Source organism: Pseudomonas parafulva NBRC 16636 = DSM 17004 (assembly GCF_000730645.1).
Taxonomy (GTDB): domain Bacteria; phylum Pseudomonadota; class Gammaproteobacteria; order Pseudomonadales; family Pseudomonadaceae; genus Aquipseudomonas; species Aquipseudomonas parafulva.
Map to the genome: position 1 here is coordinate 1 of NZ_BBIU01000019.1, position 17,008 is coordinate 17,008.

The 17,008-nt window shown below is 63.8% G+C and carries 18 protein-coding genes and 1 tRNA gene; 13 read left to right on the top strand and 6 right to left on the bottom strand.

The window, feature by feature from the left end; translation table 11 throughout:
- Positions 1-285: 285 nt before the first annotated feature.
- On the bottom strand, positions 286-744 hold the full coding sequence (locus PPA02S_RS23350) for a protein YgfX (protein WP_080667904.1): 459 nt from the start codon (positions 742-744) through the stop codon (positions 286-288).
- Positions 728-982, bottom strand: coding sequence for an FAD assembly factor SdhE (locus tag PPA02S_RS13705; protein WP_028635068.1), 255 nt, complete (start codon positions 980-982; stop codon positions 728-730). The genes PPA02S_RS23350 and PPA02S_RS13705 overlap by 17 nt, the downstream gene beginning before the upstream one ends.
- Before the next feature lie 134 nt (positions 983-1,116).
- Between PPA02S_RS13705 and ygfZ the strand changes: the two genes are divergently transcribed.
- Both ygfZ and PPA02S_RS13715 read left to right on the top strand, forming a co-directional pair.
- The gene (gene ygfZ / locus PPA02S_RS13710; protein ID WP_028635069.1) at positions 1,117-2,058 is read left to right on the top strand and encodes a CAF17-like 4Fe-4S cluster assembly/insertion protein YgfZ; all 942 of its coding nucleotides are present in this window, start codon (positions 1,117-1,119) and stop codon (positions 2,056-2,058) included.
- 55 nt (positions 2,059-2,113) lie between these two features.
- Positions 2,114-2,920, top strand: a complete 807-nt coding sequence (locus PPA02S_RS13715) for an HDOD domain-containing protein (protein ID WP_028635070.1) — start codon at positions 2,114-2,116, stop codon at positions 2,918-2,920.
- 21 nt (positions 2,921-2,941) lie between these two features.
- Here the strand turns inward: PPA02S_RS13715 and PPA02S_RS13720 are convergent, their stop codons facing one another.
- Together PPA02S_RS13720 and PPA02S_RS13725 are read right to left on the bottom strand one after the other, a co-directional pair.
- A complete protein-coding gene (locus tag PPA02S_RS13720; protein ID WP_028635071.1) occupies positions 2,942-4,321 on the bottom strand; it encodes a sensor histidine kinase in 1,380 nt (459 codons plus the stop codon).
- The gene (locus PPA02S_RS13725) at positions 4,314-4,985 is read right to left on the bottom strand and encodes a response regulator (protein ID WP_028635072.1); all 672 of its coding nucleotides are present in this window, start codon (positions 4,983-4,985) and stop codon (positions 4,314-4,316) included. The genes PPA02S_RS13720 and PPA02S_RS13725 overlap by 8 nt, the downstream gene beginning before the upstream one ends.
- Positions 4,986-5,184: 199 nt before the next feature.
- Between PPA02S_RS13725 and PPA02S_RS13730 the strand changes: the two genes are divergently transcribed.
- The 5 genes from PPA02S_RS13730 (at position 5,185) to PPA02S_RS13750 (ending at position 10,557) form a co-directional block, all read left to right on the top strand.
- The gene (locus tag PPA02S_RS13730; protein WP_028635073.1) at positions 5,185-6,474 is read left to right on the top strand and encodes an OprD family porin; all 1,290 of its coding nucleotides are present in this window, start codon (positions 5,185-5,187) and stop codon (positions 6,472-6,474) included.
- A gap of 32 nt (positions 6,475-6,506) precedes the next feature.
- Entirely contained in the window at positions 6,507-7,487 is a 981-nt protein-coding gene (locus tag PPA02S_RS13735; protein WP_028635074.1) for a Bug family tripartite tricarboxylate transporter substrate binding protein, read from the top strand.
- Between the two features lie 69 nt (positions 7,488-7,556).
- Positions 7,557-8,015, top strand: a complete 459-nt coding sequence (locus PPA02S_RS13740; RefSeq protein WP_028635075.1) for a tripartite tricarboxylate transporter TctB family protein — start codon at positions 7,557-7,559, stop codon at positions 8,013-8,015.
- Between the two features lie 3 nt (positions 8,016-8,018).
- Positions 8,019-9,533, top strand: a complete 1,515-nt coding sequence (locus PPA02S_RS13745; RefSeq protein ID WP_028635076.1) for a tripartite tricarboxylate transporter permease — start codon at positions 8,019-8,021, stop codon at positions 9,531-9,533.
- The gene (locus PPA02S_RS13750; protein WP_028635077.1) at positions 9,526-10,557 is read left to right on the top strand and encodes an AbrB family transcriptional regulator; all 1,032 of its coding nucleotides are present in this window, start codon (positions 9,526-9,528) and stop codon (positions 10,555-10,557) included. The genes PPA02S_RS13745 and PPA02S_RS13750 overlap by 8 nt, the downstream gene beginning before the upstream one ends.
- Positions 10,558-10,569: 12 nt before the next feature.
- On the opposite strand, the gene ung is transcribed toward PPA02S_RS13750, so the two are convergent.
- Positions 10,570-11,262, bottom strand: coding sequence for a uracil-DNA glycosylase (ung, locus tag PPA02S_RS13755; protein WP_028635078.1), 693 nt, complete (start codon positions 11,260-11,262; stop codon positions 10,570-10,572).
- Positions 11,263-11,387: 125 nt separating this feature from the next.
- On the opposite strand from ung, the gene dspII reads away from it, so the two are divergent.
- Positions 11,388-12,494 carry an enoyl-CoA hydratase/isomerase DspII gene (gene dspII / locus PPA02S_RS13760; RefSeq protein WP_028635079.1) on the top strand — a complete coding sequence of 369 codons (1,107 nt, stop codon included), beginning with the start codon at positions 11,388-11,390 and terminating at the stop codon, positions 12,492-12,494.
- Positions 12,495-12,518: 24 nt separating this feature from the next.
- Here the strand turns inward: dspII and PPA02S_RS13765 are convergent, their stop codons facing one another.
- Positions 12,519-12,932 carry a hypothetical protein gene (locus PPA02S_RS13765; RefSeq protein ID WP_033728190.1) on the bottom strand — a complete coding sequence of 138 codons (414 nt, stop codon included), beginning with the start codon at positions 12,930-12,932 and terminating at the stop codon, positions 12,519-12,521.
- Between the two features lie 213 nt (positions 12,933-13,145).
- Here PPA02S_RS13765 and PPA02S_RS13770 point away from each other — a divergent pair, with 213 nt between their 5' ends.
- The 5 genes from PPA02S_RS13770 to PPA02S_RS13790 all read left to right on the top strand — a co-directional run bounded on the left by PPA02S_RS13770 (position 13,146) and on the right by PPA02S_RS13790 (position 16,934).
- Positions 13,146-14,627, top strand: coding sequence for a sensor domain-containing diguanylate cyclase (locus PPA02S_RS13770; protein WP_028635080.1), 1,482 nt, complete (start codon positions 13,146-13,148; stop codon positions 14,625-14,627).
- Positions 14,620-14,832, top strand: coding sequence for a cysteine-rich CWC family protein (locus PPA02S_RS13775; RefSeq protein WP_028635081.1), 213 nt, complete (start codon positions 14,620-14,622; stop codon positions 14,830-14,832). Before PPA02S_RS13770 ends, PPA02S_RS13775 begins: the two co-directional genes overlap by 8 nt.
- Positions 14,833-14,837: 5 nt before the next feature.
- The gene (locus tag PPA02S_RS13780; RefSeq protein ID WP_028635082.1) at positions 14,838-15,530 is read left to right on the top strand and encodes a pseudouridine synthase; all 693 of its coding nucleotides are present in this window, start codon (positions 14,838-14,840) and stop codon (positions 15,528-15,530) included.
- 331 nt (positions 15,531-15,861) lie between these two features.
- Complete coding sequence (locus PPA02S_RS13785; protein WP_028635083.1) at positions 15,862-16,749, top strand: alpha/beta fold hydrolase; 888 nt, start codon at positions 15,862-15,864, stop codon at positions 16,747-16,749.
- A 111-nt stretch (positions 16,750-16,860) separates the two neighbouring features.
- A tRNA-Gly gene (locus PPA02S_RS13790) sits at positions 16,861-16,934 on the top strand.
- The last annotated feature ends 74 nt before the right edge of the window (positions 16,935-17,008 follow it).

The following is a 17,008-nucleotide window of genomic DNA, read 5'->3' on the forward strand; positions in this document are numbered from 1 at the left end:
GCCCGTCACCTCCCTCCGCAATCCCTCCGCTCGGCCTCCTGAAGTCGCAATTTGTGTTGTTTGAACTATCGCGCACTTAGAAGCAAGAGCGGTAGAGTGCTTTCAGTTGGTGGATGGATATATTTAAGTTCGCTGTTGCTATTGCTGTAGATCTTGATCTTGACTTTGGCCTTGATCTTCGCGACTTCAGGAGGCCGTAGTGAGGGAACCCCGAAGCGCAGCATAAGGGCCGGATGACGAGAGCATGCTTGCCATGAAAACCCACGAACAGCAAACAACTTCAAACTAACCCTGCCCAGGGTCCACCCACCGCCGCCGACTAAACTTAAGCCTAACCCGCAACCGCCGATGCTCATCCCCCTCAAGCGCATCGCAAGGTATGCACTGACTCCGCCCCACCCAGCCCCCCACCGGCACAAACCTCAAGACCACCAGCGCCGGCAACGCCACACTGTCACGGCACAACCGCACCGCCCGCCACCCCTGCGCCCGGCTGAACACCCACCAGCCACGCCCGTCACGACGCAGCCCTACAACCGCATCCCCATGACTCAACAGAATGCGCCGCGGAACCACCCAGGCCCCATGGGCAACACACGCACAAATGGCGCCCAGGCCCGCCCACCACGGCAGCGGGCCAAGCAAGGCGGCGAGCCACGCCAGCAACTGGCAGATCAGGTAGGCCGCCAGCAGCAGGCGCGAGCCCTGCCACCGGCATTCGAAGCACTCACTTGGGCTGGACACGGTCCAGGATGATGCGGACCATGCGCTGCAGCTCCGGGTCGTCGGACTCGGTGCGCTCCATGAACCAGCCGAACATGTCCTGGTCCTCGCAGCTCAGAAGACGCACGTACAGTTCACGGTCGGTTTCATTGAGGGTGGGGTAGACTTCCTGGGTGAATGGCACCAGCAGTACGTCCAGTTCCAGCATGCCCCGGCGGCTGTGCCAGAAAAGCCGGTTGAGTTCAGTTTGTTCGACCATGGGGCCCTCCTCGAATGGCCCGCCAGTATACAGCCAGGTCATCGAAGCGACAGCGGGCGTTGGTCTAAGTCACCTACCTATTTTGTTACCAGCGTTCTATGATGGCCGACAGTCTTTAGCCACCGCGATGACCCATGGCCGATTCCGCTTTCTTCTGCCCACTGTCCCACGAGGGCATCCTCGCCGTCCGCGGCTCCGATGCAGGCAAGTTCCTGCAAGGCCAGCTGACCTGCAATATCAATTACCTCAACTCGGAATACGCCAGCCTTGGTGCCCGCTGCATGGTCAAAGGCCGCATGCAGTCCAGCTTCCGCATCCTGCCCGAGGGCAACGGCTACCTGCTGGCCATGGCCAGTGAGCTGCTGGACGCACAGCTGGCTGACCTGAAGAAATATGCGGTGTTCTCCAAAGCCACGCTGGCCGACGAAAGCGCCGAGTGGGCCCGTTTCGGTCTGGCAAATGGCGAGGCAGCACTGCAGTCGCTGGGCCTGGAAGTGCCGGGCACCGCGGGCAGTACCGTGCGCCACGAAGGCCTCATCGCCATTGCCGTTTCCACTGGCAGGGTCGAACTATGGGCGCCTGCGAGCATCGCCACCGAGGTTCACACCACCCTCGCCGCTGCGCTGCCGGAAGGCAACCTCAACGATTGGTTGCTGGGGCAGATCCGCGCCGGCATCGGCCAGGTGATGGGCCCTACCCGCGAGCTGTTCATTCCACAAATGATCAACCTGCAGGCCGTGGACGGCGTCAGTTTCAAGAAAGGCTGCTACACCGGCCAGGAAATCGTCGCCCGCATGCAGTACCTGGGCAAGCTCAAGCGCCGTCAGTACCGTGTGGCACTTGAGCAGCAGGTGGAGGTATCGCCTGGCGACCAGATCTTCTCCCCTACCCACGGTTCATCGGTGGGTGAGGTGGTACTGGCGGCCAGCACCGGCGCTGGCTGCGAACTGCTGGCAGTGATCGGGGCCGAGGCAGTCGAGGACGGCAACCTGCACCTGGGCAACCTGGAAGGCCCGCGCCTGCACGTGCTGCCCCTGCCCTACGAACTGGACCGCGACCGGGAAATCCAGCGCTGAACAGCCCGCCCCGCCATCCCCGCGGGGCTGCTCCACCACTGCGGTAGATATGCCAATGAACAAGCTGGCCGAGATGGTCCAGGCACAGTTGCTGGATGCCATCGAAAAGGATGACCTGGTGCTGCCGACCCTGCCCGAGGTTGCCTTGAGCATCCGCGAAGCAGCGGAAGACAATGAAATCAGCGTGGCGGCGCTGAGCAAGGTGATCGGGCGCGATGCCGCCCTGTCAGCACGCCTGATCAAGGTGGTCAACAGCCCCCTGCTGCGCGCAGCGGTGGAAGTAACCGACCTGCATACCGCAATCACCCGCCTGGGCATCAACTACAGCTGCAACCTGGCCATTGGCCTTGTGATCGAGCAGATCTTCCATGCACGCGCCCCGGCGGTGGAGCAGAAACTGCGAGAAATCTGGGCCAACAGCCTGGAAGTGGCAGGTATCAGCTACGAAATTGCACGGCGCTACAGCCGCCTCAAGCCCGACCAGGCAGCCTTGGGCGGCCTGGTTCATCAGATTGGCGCGCTGCCGGTGCTGATCTACGCCGAGGAGCACAACGAGCTGCTCTCCGACCCGGTTTGCCTGCACTATGTCATCGAACAGATCCAGCCCGTGCTGGGCGACAAGATCCTCAAGGCCTGGGAGTTCCCCGAGCAACTGGTCAGGCTGCCCGGCCAGATCCAGGACCTGGACCGGCAGACCGCTGCCCTCGATTACATCGACGTGGTGCAGATTGCCCGCTGCATCAGCCAGCGCGGGCGGCAACGGCCGCTGGCTGCCCTGCCCGCCTATCGCCATCTGGGGTTACCCGTGGGGATCGAGTTGCAGGCCGACGAACTGACCGAAGCCCGCAGCCTGTTGCGCTGAGGCCAGGCCCTTATGGGCAGGCTAGTCGGCGATGAAGCTCACGCGCACCCGCAACCCGCCGTTGACGCCATCGTGCAGACTGATCTGCGCCAGGTGGGCGCGGCAGATTTCGCCGACGATTGCCAAACCCAGCCCGCTGCCCTGAACACCGCGACGGTAGAAGCGCTCGAACACCCGCTCGCGTTCGTCCTCGGGAATGCCCGGCCCATCGTCCTCCACCTCCAGTACCGCCGGGGCAATGACCCGCAAAATGACGTTCCCCCCTGCTGGCGTGTGCGCCAAGGCGTTGTCCACCAGGTTGCTGAGCAGCTCGTTGAGCAGCGTGGGCTCGCCTTTCAGCCACACCGGTGCCTGGGCTTCAAGCGCCAGGGCCACACCACGGTTATGCGCCAGTGGCGCCATCGCCATGCCCAGTTCGCGCGCCAGCTGGCTGAGGTCCAGGCGCTGGGCGCCACCCTCGGCGATTGCCCGCGCGCCGTTTTCCACCCGAGCCATCGACAGCAGCTGGTTGGCCAGGTGGGTCAGGCGGTCAGTACCCTGTGCGGCGGTTTCCAGGGTTTGGCGCCACACCTGCGGGTCGCTGGAGCGCAGCCCCAGTTCCACTCGCGCTTTCAGGGCGGCCAACGGCGTGCGCAACTCATGGGCGGCGTCGGCGATGAACTGGGCCTGGCGTTCGAACTGGCGTCGCAGGCGTTCGGTAAAGTGGTTCAAGGCCCCTACCAGCGGGCCCAACTCACGCTGCACCTGCACCACCGGCAGCGGGCGCAGGTCGTCTGGCTGGCGCTCCTCGACCGCCGTGCGCAAGCGCTCCAGCGGCCGCAAGGCCGCGCTGACAGCGAACCAGACCATCACCAGCGCACCCAGTGCCAGCATGCCCAGGCGCAGCAACGTATCAGCCATCAGGCCGCGGGCCATGCTCACCCGCGCCTCGTCGGTTTCGGCCACGCGAATCTCTGCCATACCGTTCATGTTGGGCTCGCTCACCGCCTTCAGCAGGCTGACCACCCGCACGTTCTGGCCCAGGTAGGTGGCATCGTAGAACCGCGCCAACGCCGGGTAGTCGTCGGTGCGCGGCGTACCTGGCGGCGGAGGCGGCAGCTTTTCGTAGCCGGAGATCAGCCGCTGCTTGATGTCCAGCACCTGGTAGTAGATACGGCCAGCGCTGTCGTAGGCGAAGGTGTCCAGTGCCACATACGGCACATCCGCGCTCAGCGAGCCGTCGCGCTGGGACAAGCCTGCTGCAATGGTCCGCGCCGAGGCCAACAAGGTGCGGTCGTAGGCGGTATCGGCGGCTTCGCGACCGTTCCAGTAGGCGCTCAAACCGCTGGCCAGCATCAGCACCACCAGCAACAGGGCCAGGTTGCCCAGCAAACGCCCCCGCAGGCTGACATTGTCACGCATCGCGATGCTCGAGCAGATAACCCAGGCCGCGGAAGGTAACGATCGCCACCGGGTGGCCATCGAGCTTCTTGCGCAGGCGGTGGATGTAGATTTCGATGGCATCCGGGCTGGCTTCTTCGTCCAGGCCGAATACCTGGGCAGCCAGCTGTTCCTTGCTCATCACCCGCCCGGGCCTGGCGATCAGTGCTTGCAGCACGCTCTGCTCGCGCGACGTCAACGCCAGGGTGTCGTCACCCAGGCTGAAGCGGCGGGTGTCCAGGTCATACACCAGGGGGCCGCAGCGCTGCTGGCGCTCACCACCCAGCACACTACGCCGCAGCAGCGCCTTTACCCGCGCCTCCAGCTCGGTCAGCTCAAAGGGCTTGGCCAGGTAGTCATCGGCCCCCAGGTTCAGGCCGTGGACGCGATCCTTGACGTCGCTGCGGGCGGTCAGCATCAACACCGGCAAGGTCTTGCCACGCCCACGCAGGCGGGCCAGCACCTCGAAGCCGTCCAGCCGCGGAAGGCCGACGTCCAGTATGGCGACGGCATAGTCCTCACTGGCCAGCGCCAGGTCGGCAGCCACCCCGTCATGCAATACATCCACGGTCAGGCCAAGGCTTTTCAAAGCCTGGGCCACGCTGTCGGCCAACTGCAGATGGTCTTCAACCAGCAACACACGCATCGGTTCATGCCTCTCGGGTGGGGCGGTGGCGCGGAGTGTACCGCTGTCGGGCTGCCTGTGAAGCCCTTGCTGACAAACCTTTCACACTGAAAGGTTAGCGAAAGGTTCGTTACCTAGCATCGCACCACGGTCGCGCCAAGCGCCGAAAAAAGCACCAGCAAGGTGCAACGAATAAGAACAATAAACGGAGCCAAACACGATGCTGTCATCGCAGCCGCAGGCATTTGCGCCTACCCGTTCCTTTGCCGTACGGCCCAACGCCATCGCCAGCGCACTTGCGCTCGCCGGGGTCGCCCCTATAAGCCAGGCCGCCTTCATCGAAGACAGCACGGCCACCTTTGAAACCCGCAACATGTATTTCAATCGCGATTTTCGCGATGGCACCAGCGCGCAGCAGTCCAAGCGTGATGAATGGGCCCAGGGTTTCATCCTCAATTTCGAGTCCGGCTACACCGACGGCACCGTAGGCTTCGGCGTGGATGCGCTGGGCATGCTCGGCATCAAGCTCGATTCCAGCCCCGACCGCACTGGCAGCGGCTTGCTGCCCACCCACGATGATGGCAGGGCTGCCGATGAGTACTCCAAGCTGGGCCTGACCGCCAAAGCGAAGATCTCCCAGACCGAGCTCAAGATCGGCACGCTGATCCCCGAGTTGCCCACCCTGCGCCCCAACGACGGGCGCATCCTGCCGCAAACCTTCGAAGGTGGCCTGCTGACCTCCCGCGAGATCAAGGGCCTGACCTTCACCGGTGGCCGCCTGGACAAAGCCAAGGACCGCAACGACACCAACTGGGAAGACCTGGCACTGAACAACAAGAATGGCCGCTTCGGTGGCACGTTCAGCGCAGACAACCTGACCCTGGCGGGCTTGGACTACCAGTTCACCGACCGTATCACCGGCAGCTACCACTTCGCCCAGCTCGACGATATCTACCGCCAGCACTTCATCGGCATGCTCGCCACCCAGCCATGGGGCCCCGGCACCGTCGGCGTGGACCTGCGCCTGGCGCTCAGCGATGACGCTGGCGCTGCCAAGGCCGGCACTATCGACAACACCACCTTCAGCAGCCTGTTCAGCTACGCGCTGGGCGGGCACAAGGTGAGTGCCGGCTGGCAGCAGTTGTCGGGTGACAGCGCATTCCCCTACGTGGATGGCGCCGACCCTTACCTGGTCAACTTCGTCCAGATCAACGACTTCGCCAATGCCGACGAGCGTTCCTGGCAGGCCCGTTACGACTACAACTTCGCAGCGCTCGGCGTACCGGGCCTGACCTTCATGACCCGTTACATCAACGGCGACAATGTCAGCCGCGCCAGCGGGGGCGAAGGCAAGGAATGGGAGCGCAACACCGAACTGAAGTACGTGGTGCAGAGCGGCCCGTTGAAGAACGTCGCTGTACGCCTGCGAAATGCCACCTTCCGCTCCAACTTTGCCCGCGACGCTGACGAAGTGCGCCTGCTGGTGAGCTACAGCGTGGCCCTGTGGTAACCCGATAACAACAATGCCTACGGAGATACACCATGACCTTCTCACTGCGCCGCATCGTCCTTGCAACCGGCTGCCTGCTGCTGGCAGGCAACGCCCTGGCCGCCGAACCCAAACGCCCTGAATGCATCGCCCCTGCCTCGCCAGGCGGCGGTTTCGACCTGACCTGCAAGCTGGTGCAAAGCGCCCTGGTGCAGGAAAAGATCCTCAGCAAGCCCATGCGCGTCACCTACATGCCGGGCGGTGTCGGCGCGGTAGCCTACAACGCCGTGGTCGCCCAGCGGCCGGCCGATGCGGGCACCCTGGTGGCCTGGTCCAGTGGCTCGCTGTTGAACCTGGCCCAGGGCAAGTTCGGCCGCTTCGACGAGAACGCGGTGAAATGGCTGGCGGCCGTGGGCACCAGCTACGGCGCCATCGCGGTGAAGAACGACTCGCCCTACAAAACCCTGGATGACCTGGTCGCCGCACTGAAAAAAGACCCGAGCAAAGTGGTGATCGGCTCGGGGGGCACCGTCGGCAGCCAGGACTGGATGCAGACGGCGCTGATCGCCAAGGCCGCCGGTATCAACCCGCGTGACCTGCGCTACGTGGCCCTGGAGGGCGGTGGCGAGATTGCCACGGCGCTGCTGGGTGGCCACATTCAGGTCGGCTCGACCGATATCTCCGACTCCATGCCGCACATCCAGAGCGGCAACATGCGCATCCTCGCGGTGTTCTCGGAAAAGCGCCTGGACGAACCGGAAATGAAGGACATCCCCACCGCCAAGGAACAGGGCTACGACATCGTCTGGCCAGTGGTGCGCGGCTTCTACCTAGGGCCGAAGGTGAGCGACGAGGACTACGCCTGGTGGAAGGCATCGTTCGACAACATGCTGGCCTCGGAAGACTTCGCCAAGTTGCGTGACCAGCGTGAGCTGTTCCCGTTTGCCATGACGGGTGAAGAGCTGGACGTGTATGTGAAGAAACAGGTGGCCGACTACAAGTCGCTAGCCAGGGAATTCGGCCTGATCCAGTAACCCATCACGCCCCTTCACCGCCCCCTGTGGGGGCGGCGACCCGCCGCTCTCACACATGAGGACTCTGTCATGATCCTTCAACGCATCTTCGCCCTGGTGCTGCTGGCGGTTTGCGCCGCCCTGGCCGTAATGGCCTGGCCCTACCAGGCGGCGTTTTCCTATGAGCCGGTAGGCCCGCGCGCCTACCCGCTGCTGATGCTCGGCCTGATGAGCCTTGGCCTGCTGTACCTGGCCATCCGCCCCACCCCCATCGTGCGCAAGGATGACGAACCGGAACTGGACCGCGAAACCCTGACCAAGATCGCAGCCTGTATCGGCCTGCTGCTGGTCTTCGCGGCCACCTTCGAATCGCTGGGCTTCATTCTCAGCGCCATCCTGGCCGGCGTACCCATGGCCCGGCTGTATGGCGGCCGCTGGCTGCACAGTGTTGTCGTGGTGGTCGGCATGAGCGTGTTCCTCTACTGGCTGTTCGACCGCGTCATGGACGTGCCCCTGCCCCTTGGCCTGCTGAGCGTATTGGAGAACTGACACATGGATACCTTGAGCTACCTGGGCCAGGGCTTCGGCGTCGCCCTGTCCCCCTACAACCTGGTTACCGCCCTTTCCGGCACGCTGATCGGCACCGTGGTCGGCCTGCTGCCGGGCCTGGGCCCGATCAATGGCGTGGCGCTGCTCATCCCCATCGCCTTCGCACTGGGGCTTCCACCGGAGTCGGCCCTGATCCTGCTGGCGGCCGTGTACCTGGGCTGCGAGTACGGCGGCCGCATCAGCTCGATTCTGCTGAACATCCCTGGTGAAGCATCGACCGTGATGACCACCCTCGATGGCTACCCCATGGCCCGCCAGGGGCTGGCCGGCGTTGCACTGTCGCTGTCGGCCTGGAGCTCGTTCATCGGTGCCTTCATCGCCACCTGCGGCATGGTGCTGTTCGCACCACTGCTGGCGAAGTGGGCGATTGCCTTCGGCCCTGCGGAATACTTCGTGCTGATGGTGTTCGCCATTGTCGCCCTGGGCGGCATGGCAGGTGACAAACCGCTGAAGACCTTCATCGCGGCACTGATCGGCCTGTTCCTCTCGGCAGTGGGTATCGACGCCAACAGCGGCGTGTACCGCTTCACCGGTGACAGTGTGCACCTGGCCGATGGCATTCAGTTCGTGGTGCTTGTGCTGGGCCTGTTCTCGGTCAGCGAAATTCTGCTGCTGCTGGAAAAGACCCACCATGGCCACCAGGCGATCAAGGCCACCGGGCGCATGCTGTTCAACCTCAAGGAAGCAGCCTCGGTGTTCGTGGTGAACATTCGCTGTGGCCTGCTGGGCTTCATCATGGGCGTGCTGCCAGGCGCAGGGGCCACCCTGGCCAGTGCCGTGGCCTACATGACCGAGAAGCGCATCGCCGGCACCAGCGGCCACTTCGGCAAGGGTGATGCCCGTGGCCTGGCGGCCCCGGAAACGGCCATCGGCGCCTCCTGCTGCGGCGCGCTGGTGCCGATGCTGACCCTGGGTGTACCTGGCTCAGGCACCACTGCGGTGATGATCGGTGCACTGACCCTGTACAACATCACCCCAGGCCCGTTGCTGTTCGAACAGCAGCCGGACATCGTCTGGGGCCTGATCGCATCGCTGTTCATTGCCAACATCATGCTGGTGATCCTGAACATCCCGATGATCCGCATCTTCACCCGCATCCTGGCCGTCCCGAACTGGGCGCTGGTACCGGTGATCGCCATCATCACCGCCATCGGCGTGTACGCCGTGCATGCCACTACGTTCGACCTGTTCCTGATGGTCGGTATCGGCATCATGGGCTACATCCTGCGCAAGCTGGACTTCCCGCTGTCGCCAATCCTGCTGGGCTTCATCCTCGGTGGCCTGATGGAGCAGAACCTGCGCCGGGCGCTGTCGATCTCCAACGGTGAACTGGGCATCCTCTGGTCCAGCCCGATCAGCATGGGCGTCTGGGCGCTGGTTGCGATGATGCTGGCACTGCCGCTGTTGCGCATCTGGCGCAAACGCAGCCAGCAACGTCGGGCGATGGCCGATGCCTGATAGCCGTTTGCCGCTGTACTGGGCAACCGGGCTGGTCGGCCTTGCGGGCGGTTTCATCGCCAGCAAGGTCGGCTGGCCTTTGCCGTGGATGGTGGGCTCGTTGCTGGCGATCATCGCCGTGCGCTGCCTCACCCCCTGGCAACTGCCGGAAATACCCAATGGCCGGCGCTGCGGCCAATGCATCATCGGCATTGGAATCGGCCTGCATTTCACCCCCGCCATCATCGAACAGGTGGCCAGCCACTTCGTATTGATCTTCTTCGGCGCCTTGCTCACCACCTTGTCCAGTGTCATCGGCGTATGGCTGCTGAGGCGCTCTGGCGAAGACCGCGCAACAGCGTTCTTTGCCAGCATGCCGGGCGGGTCGGGGGAAATGGTCAACCTGGGTGCACGCAATGGTGCGGTACTCAGCCAGGTGGCTGCGGCGCAGAGCCTACGGGTGCTGGCGGTGGTGCTGTGCGTGCCGGCGCTGTTCAAGTGGCTGCTGGGTGACGGGGTGGCACTGAACCACGGCGCCAGCGTGAGCTGGGGCTGGCTGGCGCTGATCGTACCCATGGGGGTGGCCGTTGCCTGGCTGTGGCAGCGCCTGCGCCAGCCTAACCCGTGGCTGTTCGGGCCGCTGCTGGTCGCGGCCAGCGTTTGCCTGGCAGCCAACCTGCAGATCGCCCTGCCCAACGGCGGCAGCCAAATCGGCCAGTGGCTGATCGGCAGCGGCCTGGCCTGCCATTTCAACCGTGCGTTCTTCCGCCGTGCACCGGCGTTTCTCGCCCGCACCCTGGTGGCCACCGCCCTGTGCATGTTCATTGCTGGCAGCGCCGCCTGGGTGCTGAGCCTGATTACCGCGCTGGACCTGCGCTCGCTGACGCTGGGCATGATGCCGGGCGGCATTGCCGAGATGAGCCTCACGGCAGAAACCCTGCAGCTATCGGTGCCGCTGGTCACGGCGCTGCAGGTGATGCGACTGCTGTTCGTGCTGTTTCTGGCCGAGCCGTTGTTCCGTTACTGGGTGAAAGCGCCGGCGTAGCCGGCGGCTGCCCTAAAGCGGTGGCAAGGCCCAGTCGACAGGGGCCAGCCCGCGTTGTTCCAGGAAGCTGTTGGCGCGGCTGAAATGCCCGCAACCCAGGAACCCACGGTAGGCCGACAGTGGCGAGGGGTGCACCGATTTGAGCACAAGGTGCTTGGTGCCGTCGATCAGCTTCTGCTTGCTCTGCGCATGGGAGCCCCACAGCAGGAACACCACATGCTGGCAGCGCTCGCTGACCAGTTCGATGATGCGGTCGGTAAGGAACTCCCACCCCTTCTTGGCATGCGAGGCAGCATTGGCCCGCTCCACGGTCATGGTGGTGTTGAGCAGCAGCACGCCTTGGTCTGCCCAGCTTTGCAGGCAGCCATGGCTGGGGATCGGGATGTTCAGGTCGCGGTGCAGCTCCTTGTAGATGTTCACCAGCGACGGCGGCGTCGCCACACCCGGCTGCACCGAGAAGCACAGACCGTGGGCCTGCCCAGGGCCGTGGTACGGGTCCTGGCCGAGGATCACCACCTTGACCTTGTCCAGGGGCGTGGAATTGAGCGCGTTGAAGATCAGCGGGCCAGGCGGGAAGATCTGCTTGCCGGCTGCGTACTCACTGCGCAGAAACTCCCGCAGCTGGTGCATGTAGGGCTGGTCGAACTCGGCACGCAGTGCAGCTTTCCAGCTGGGTTCGAGTTTGATGCGATCGTCGTCAGTCATGGGGCCATCCGTAATCAATGGCGCGACACTAGGTGCGCGATGAGTGCTTGTCAAACCCTCCGACCGCCAACCGGCATGATCGGTCAGCCGGGCCATACTTGTGCGGTAACCTGACGAGGTGAGCCATGACTATTCGTTGCGAAGTACACACCGGTGTCGACGGCGCGCGCATCGCTATCGCCACCCTCGATGCCCCCATGGCGCTCAATGCCCTGACCCTGCCCATGATCGAAGTGCTCGGCGAGCAGTTGCATGCCTGGGCCCAGGACCCTGGGGTGGCCTGCGTATTGCTGCGCGGTAATGGCGCCAAGGCGTTTTGCGCAGGCGGCGACGTTCGGGCCCTGGCCCAGGCCTGCAGCAATCAGCCAGGCCGCGTCCCCCACCTGGCGGCAACCTTTTTCGCGGCCGAGTACCGCCTGGACTTTACCCTGCACACCTACCCGAAGCCCCTGCTGTGCTGGGGCCATGGCCACGTGCTGGGTGGCGGGATGGGGCTGCTGCAAGGGGCCAATGTGCGTATCGTCACCCCCAGCAGCCGCCTGGCCATGCCAGAGATCAGCATCGGCCTGTACCCGGATGTAGGCGCCAGCTGGTTTCTCGCCCGTTTGCCCGGCCGGCTCGGGTTGTTCCTGGGGCTCACCGGCGCCCCGCTGAACGCACGGGATGCCCTCGACCTGGGGCTGGCTGATCGTTTCCTTGGCGAACAACAGCAGGCTGGGCTGGTCGACGAACTGCTGCAGCTGAACTGGCAGGAGCAAACCGCACTGCAACTCAACAGCCTGCTCAAGGCCGAGGAGCACCGCGCCTGCAGCCAATTGCCGCCAGCGCAGTGGCTGCCACGCCGGCAGCTGATCGATCGTGTGCTGGATGTCACGGACGCAAGCGCCGCCTGGCATGCCTTGAGTGCGTTGCGCCAGCACGACGACCCGCTGCTGGCGTCGGCCGCCGAGCGCATGCAAGGGGGGTGCCCACTCACGGCCCACCTGGTGTGGGAACAGATCCATCGCGCCCGCCACCTGTCACTGGCGCAGGTGTTCCAGATGGAATACGCCATGAGCCTGAATTGCTGTCGCCATCCTGAGTTTGGCGAAGGCGTGCGTGCCCGCTTGCTGGACAAGGATAACCAGCCGCGCTGGCACTGGCCGGATGTGGCCCAGGTGCCCCAGGCGGTGGTGCAGGCTCACTTTGCCAAGGCCTGGGAGGGGCGCCACCCACTGGCAGACCTGGGGTAGCCCCTGTGCGTTTTGCCGCCGCGATCAGGGCCTGCGGCTGCGCGGGTCCCCCCAACCGTTCGAATGCCAGCGGTCTGGCTGGTAACGCGGGCCGCGGTCGCGGTAGTCATGCCGGTCGCGGTCGCGACCGTAGTCATAGCGCTGGCGGTTGCCATAGTCGTAGCGCGGGTTGCCGTGCCAGCGGTCCACCCCAGGTGGCACAGGCCGGTAAACCGGTACGGGCGGCGCGTAGTAGCGTGGCCCAGGCTGATAATAGTAACGGGGCTGGGGCGCCACATAGTAACGGTCATAGCGGTAATAACCCGGCGCGTAGCCAGGAGACGCATAGCGGTCAGTGACGTAATAGTCCGTGCGGTAGTAGGCAGAGCGCCCCGAATAAGGGACGCAGGCACTCACCGTCAGCCCCACGAGGGCAAGCAACAGAATTCGATAGGACATAGGCGGCCTCCTGGACCGCAGGGATGCTCGGGCAGCGACGCTGGCGAGCGCCAACCCGGCATGCGTGGGCTGGTAATGAGTAAGACAGCGCCAAGGGCGTGCAGTGCGCTGCCTGCAATAAATTGATACACGTGGGCAAACCCTGAAAAACATGCGGCCATTTGTCGCCCAGGCCACTAGAATAGCCGGCTTGGCACACATCATGGGAAGATCATGCCCTCACGTTCCGCCCTGTTATCGCAGCGTTCGCTGATTGCGGCCCTGTTGATACTGCTGGCCTGCGGTTTTATCGCCACCTCGCTGCTTAGCTACTTTTCATCGCGCAGCGCCATCCGTGACGGCATCATCAACACCGAGTTACCGCTCACCTCCGACACGGTGTACTCGGAAATCCAGAAAGACCTGGTCCGCCCGGTGCTCATCGCCTCGATGATGGCCCAGGACACCTTCCTGCGTGACTGGGTGCTGTCCGGTGAACAAGACACAGACCGCATCACGCGCTACCTGGGCGAAGTGATGGGCAAGCAGGACACCTTCACCTCGTTCTTCGTCTCGGACCGTACCCTTACCTATTACCAGGCCAAGGGTGTGCTCAAGCACGTGCAACCGCAGGCCTGGCGTGATGCCTGGTACTTTCGCCTGCGTGGTCTCAAGGCGCCCTATGAGATCAACGTCGACCTGGACATGGCTAACCAGGACAGCCTGACCGTGTTCATCAACTACCAGGTGCATGATTACCAGCAGCAGTTCCTCGGTGCGGCCGGCGTCGGGCTCAGCGTGTCTTCGGTGGTAAAGCTGATCGACCAGTATCAGCGTCGTTATCAGCGTGCGGTGATGTTCGTCGATGCCAAGGGCAAGGTGTTGCTCACTGGGTCTGAAGGCGGCCCGCGCGGCGTGCGGGTGGGCCAGTCGCTCAGCGATAACACCGACCTTGATGACGCACGGGCAGGCCAACCGGTGCCGAGCGAAGGTAGCCACGACTACCGTGATGCCGACGGCCACAGCCATTTCCTCAACGTGCGGCGCCTGCCGGAGCTGGACTGGTACCTGCTGGTGGACAAACGCGAGACCGGCGCGCTGGACCGCATCCGCCATTCGCTCTACCTGAACCTGGCCATCTGCGCCATGATCACCCTGGTGGTCGTGGCGTTGGTGCATGCCATGGTGCGCCGCCACCACGCCAGCATCGAGGCCCTGGCCACCCTCGACAGCCTCACGGGCCTGCCCAACCGCCGCAGTTTCGACCTGCTGGCCGCCCAGGCACTGCGCGAAGCCCAGCGCGACGGCAGCCCGCTGGTGGCGCTACTGATCGACCTTGACCACTTCAAGGCCCTGAATGACACCTACGGCCACCTGGCGGGCGACGAAGTGCTGCGCCAGTTTGCCAATGTGCTGCAGGGCAGCCTGCGCGAGTCGGATATACTGTGCCGCTGGGGCGGTGAGGAATTCATCGTCCTGCTCCGTGAAGCCGAAGGCCGGCAGGCCATCGAGGTCGCCGAAAAAATCCGCAGGCGCGCCGAGCAACTGACATTCAGCTACGAGGACCAGCCCCTGCGCCTGACCACCAGCATCGGCGTCAGCAACCTGCAGCAAGACGACACCTTGCACACCTTGCTGACCCGCGCCGACAGCGCCCTGTACCGTGCCAAACAGGCTGGCCGCAACCGCGTCTGCAGTGAACTGCACAATGAATGACAACCAACATTGCCCTGCGTGCGGCGCCCTCAACCAGTGCAGCCTGGCCGACCCACGCAGCGCCACCCAGGCCTGCTGGTGTTACAGCGCCCACATCGACCCCGCCGTCATCCAGGCGCTGCCCGCCGAGCTGCGCGGCAAAGCCTGCCTGTGCCCACGCTGCGCAGCCGTCGAGGCGCAGCTGCCACCCGCCCCGGTCAACTGACAGCCATGCGCCTTGACCGTTTTCTTGCCAACCTGCCCAACTACAACCGCCAGCAAGCACGCATGCTGCTGGCCCAGCAGCGCGTGCGCGTGGATGGGCAGGTGGTCAGCGACCCCTTGGCACAGGTGCGCGAATTCAGCCATGTGGCGCTGGATGACGCGGTGCTCCAGGCCGGCTACCCCGCGCGCTACCTGATGCTGCACAAGCCAGCCGGTTGCGTCAGTGCCACCCACGACCCGCAACACCCCACTGTGCTCGACCTGCTGCCCGCCGAGGCGCGGCACGGCCTGCACATTGCCGGGCGGCTGGACTTCAACACCACCGGCCTGATGCTCCTCACCAACGATGGGCAATGGTCGCGCCGGCTTACCCAGCCGGCCACCAAGTTGCCCAAGCACTACCTGGTCGACACCGAAGACGAGATCGGCCAGCACTACGTCGCCAAGTTTCTCGAGGGTTTTCATTTCGCCTTCGAAGGCCTCGTCACCCAACCCGCCCAGCTGCACATTCTGGGGCCGCGCCAGGCGCGGCTGGCCATCGTCGAGGGGCGTTATCACCAGGTCAAGCGCATGTTCGGCTTCTACAACAACAAGGTGGTGAAGCTGCACCGTGAGCGCATGGGTGCCATTGCGCTGGACCCGGCGCTGGCACCTGGCGCTTTTCGCGCACTGACGGCCGAGGAAGTCGCTGCGGTCTGATTTAGCCGGCCAACGGCAATCAACCGCCCGACGCAGGGCGCTGCTTTCCCCCGAACGGCACTTGCACGAACCCGGCGTCGCTGCTTGAATCCACTGCGTCGGTCTGCATGTGACTGGATAGTCATAGCTGCACGGCCGACACCTGTCTGCTGGCCACCCAGGGTCTCGATGCCTTGGGGCACAACAGATTGCCCGCCATAACAACACCGTCGACACACGTGCCAATGGATCGACACGGGGCCCGGTTTCTCTTCAGGCAGATGCCTACCTGTCATAAAAAACGTGCACTTTAGGTGACGCGAATACCCTTTTTGCGCCAGGAGTCGATGACATGAGGCCAGAAATCGCTGTACTTGATATTCAAGGTCAGTATCGGGTTTACACGGAGTTCTATCGCGCGGACGCGGCCGAGAAAACGATCATCCTGATCAACGGCTCGCTTGCCACCACGGCCTCGTTTGCCCAGACCGTACGCAACCTGCACCCGCAGTTCAACGTGGTGCTGTTCGACCAGCCCTACGCCGGTAAATCCAAGCCCCACAACCGTCAGGAAAGGTTGATCAGCAAGGAAACCGAAGCCCATATTCTTCTGGAACTGATCGACCACTTCCAGGCCGACCATGTGATGTCGTTTTCATGGGGTGGCGCCAGTACCCTGTTGGCGCTGGCGCATCAGCCGCGGCGGGTGAAAAAGGCCATCGTCAGTTCGTTCTCACCGGTGATCAACGAACCGATGCGCGACTACCTCAGCCGCGGCAGCCAGTACCTCGCCGCCTGCGACCGCTACCAAGTGGGCAACCTGGTCAACGACACCATTGGCAAGCACCTGCCGTCGCTGTTCAAACGCTTCAACTATCGGCACGTCAGCAGCCTGGACAGCCATGAATACGCGCAGATGCACTTCCATATCAACGAAGTGCTGCAGCACGACCTGGAGCGGGCCCTGAGCCGCGCGCGCAACATCGACATTCCGGTGCTGTTCGTCAACGGCGAGCGCGATGAGTACACCACCGTGGCGGATGCACGGCAGTTTGACAGGCATGTCGGCACATGCCAGTTCAGCGCGATCCGCGACGCCGGCCACTTCCTGGACATGGAGCACAAGGCCGCCTGCGAGGATACCCGCGCCGTGCTGCTGGGCTTCCTGAAGCCAGACGTGCGAGAAAAGCGCCCGCGTTATCAGGCAGCAGCTCAAGGGCAGCATGCATTGGCCATGTGACGGGTAACACACCCTGTGGCCACAACCGTGGAGGTTGCAGGGTGATGCTAGATTTTTTATAACGTGGGCTTCTAATTTACCCCGGGTTCTGGTAAAAAGTGCAGCTCAGACGCGGGTATAGTTTAGTGGCAAAACGAAAGCTTCCCAAGCTTTAGTTGAGGGTTCGATTCCCTCTACCCGCTCCACCTCAAGCTTCCCAAAGCTTCCGCACGTCGCCCCGTAGTACTCCCCTCCAGTTTTACTTATTCAAAGCCCGGCT

Excerpts from the sequence above, each read along its gene's own strand:
- PPA02S_RS13705 (WP_028635068.1), bottom strand. The coding sequence starts at position 982 with ATGGTCGAACAAACTGAACTCAACCGGCTTTTCTGGCACAGCCGCCGG.
- ygfZ (WP_028635069.1), top strand. The coding sequence starts at position 1,117 with ATGGCCGATTCCGCTTTCTTCTGCCCACTGTCCCACGAGGGCATCCTC.
- PPA02S_RS13715 (WP_028635070.1), top strand. The coding sequence starts at position 2,114 with ATGAACAAGCTGGCCGAGATGGTCCAGGCACAGTTGCTGGATGCCATC.
- PPA02S_RS13720 (WP_028635071.1), bottom strand. The coding sequence starts at position 4,321 with ATGCGTGACAATGTCAGCCTGCGGGGGCGTTTGCTGGGCAACCTGGCC.
- PPA02S_RS13725 (WP_028635072.1), bottom strand. The coding sequence starts at position 4,985 with ATGCGTGTGTTGCTGGTTGAAGACCATCTGCAGTTGGCCGACAGCGTG.
- PPA02S_RS13730 (WP_028635073.1), top strand. The coding sequence starts at position 5,185 with ATGCTGTCATCGCAGCCGCAGGCATTTGCGCCTACCCGTTCCTTTGCC.
- PPA02S_RS13735 (WP_028635074.1), top strand. The coding sequence starts at position 6,507 with ATGACCTTCTCACTGCGCCGCATCGTCCTTGCAACCGGCTGCCTGCTG.
- PPA02S_RS13740 (WP_028635075.1), top strand. The coding sequence starts at position 7,557 with ATGATCCTTCAACGCATCTTCGCCCTGGTGCTGCTGGCGGTTTGCGCC.
- PPA02S_RS13745 (WP_028635076.1), top strand. The coding sequence starts at position 8,019 with ATGGATACCTTGAGCTACCTGGGCCAGGGCTTCGGCGTCGCCCTGTCC.
- PPA02S_RS13750 (WP_028635077.1), top strand. The coding sequence starts at position 9,526 with ATGCCTGATAGCCGTTTGCCGCTGTACTGGGCAACCGGGCTGGTCGGC.
- ung (WP_028635078.1), bottom strand. The coding sequence starts at position 11,262 with ATGACTGACGACGATCGCATCAAACTCGAACCCAGCTGGAAAGCTGCA.
- dspII (WP_028635079.1), top strand. The coding sequence starts at position 11,388 with ATGACTATTCGTTGCGAAGTACACACCGGTGTCGACGGCGCGCGCATC.
- PPA02S_RS13765 (WP_033728190.1), bottom strand. The coding sequence starts at position 12,932 with ATGTCCTATCGAATTCTGTTGCTTGCCCTCGTGGGGCTGACGGTGAGT.
- PPA02S_RS13770 (WP_028635080.1), top strand. The coding sequence starts at position 13,146 with ATGCCCTCACGTTCCGCCCTGTTATCGCAGCGTTCGCTGATTGCGGCC.
- PPA02S_RS13775 (WP_028635081.1), top strand. The coding sequence starts at position 14,620 with ATGAATGACAACCAACATTGCCCTGCGTGCGGCGCCCTCAACCAGTGC.
- PPA02S_RS13780 (WP_028635082.1), top strand. The coding sequence starts at position 14,838 with ATGCGCCTTGACCGTTTTCTTGCCAACCTGCCCAACTACAACCGCCAG.
- PPA02S_RS13785 (WP_028635083.1), top strand. The coding sequence starts at position 15,862 with ATGAGGCCAGAAATCGCTGTACTTGATATTCAAGGTCAGTATCGGGTT.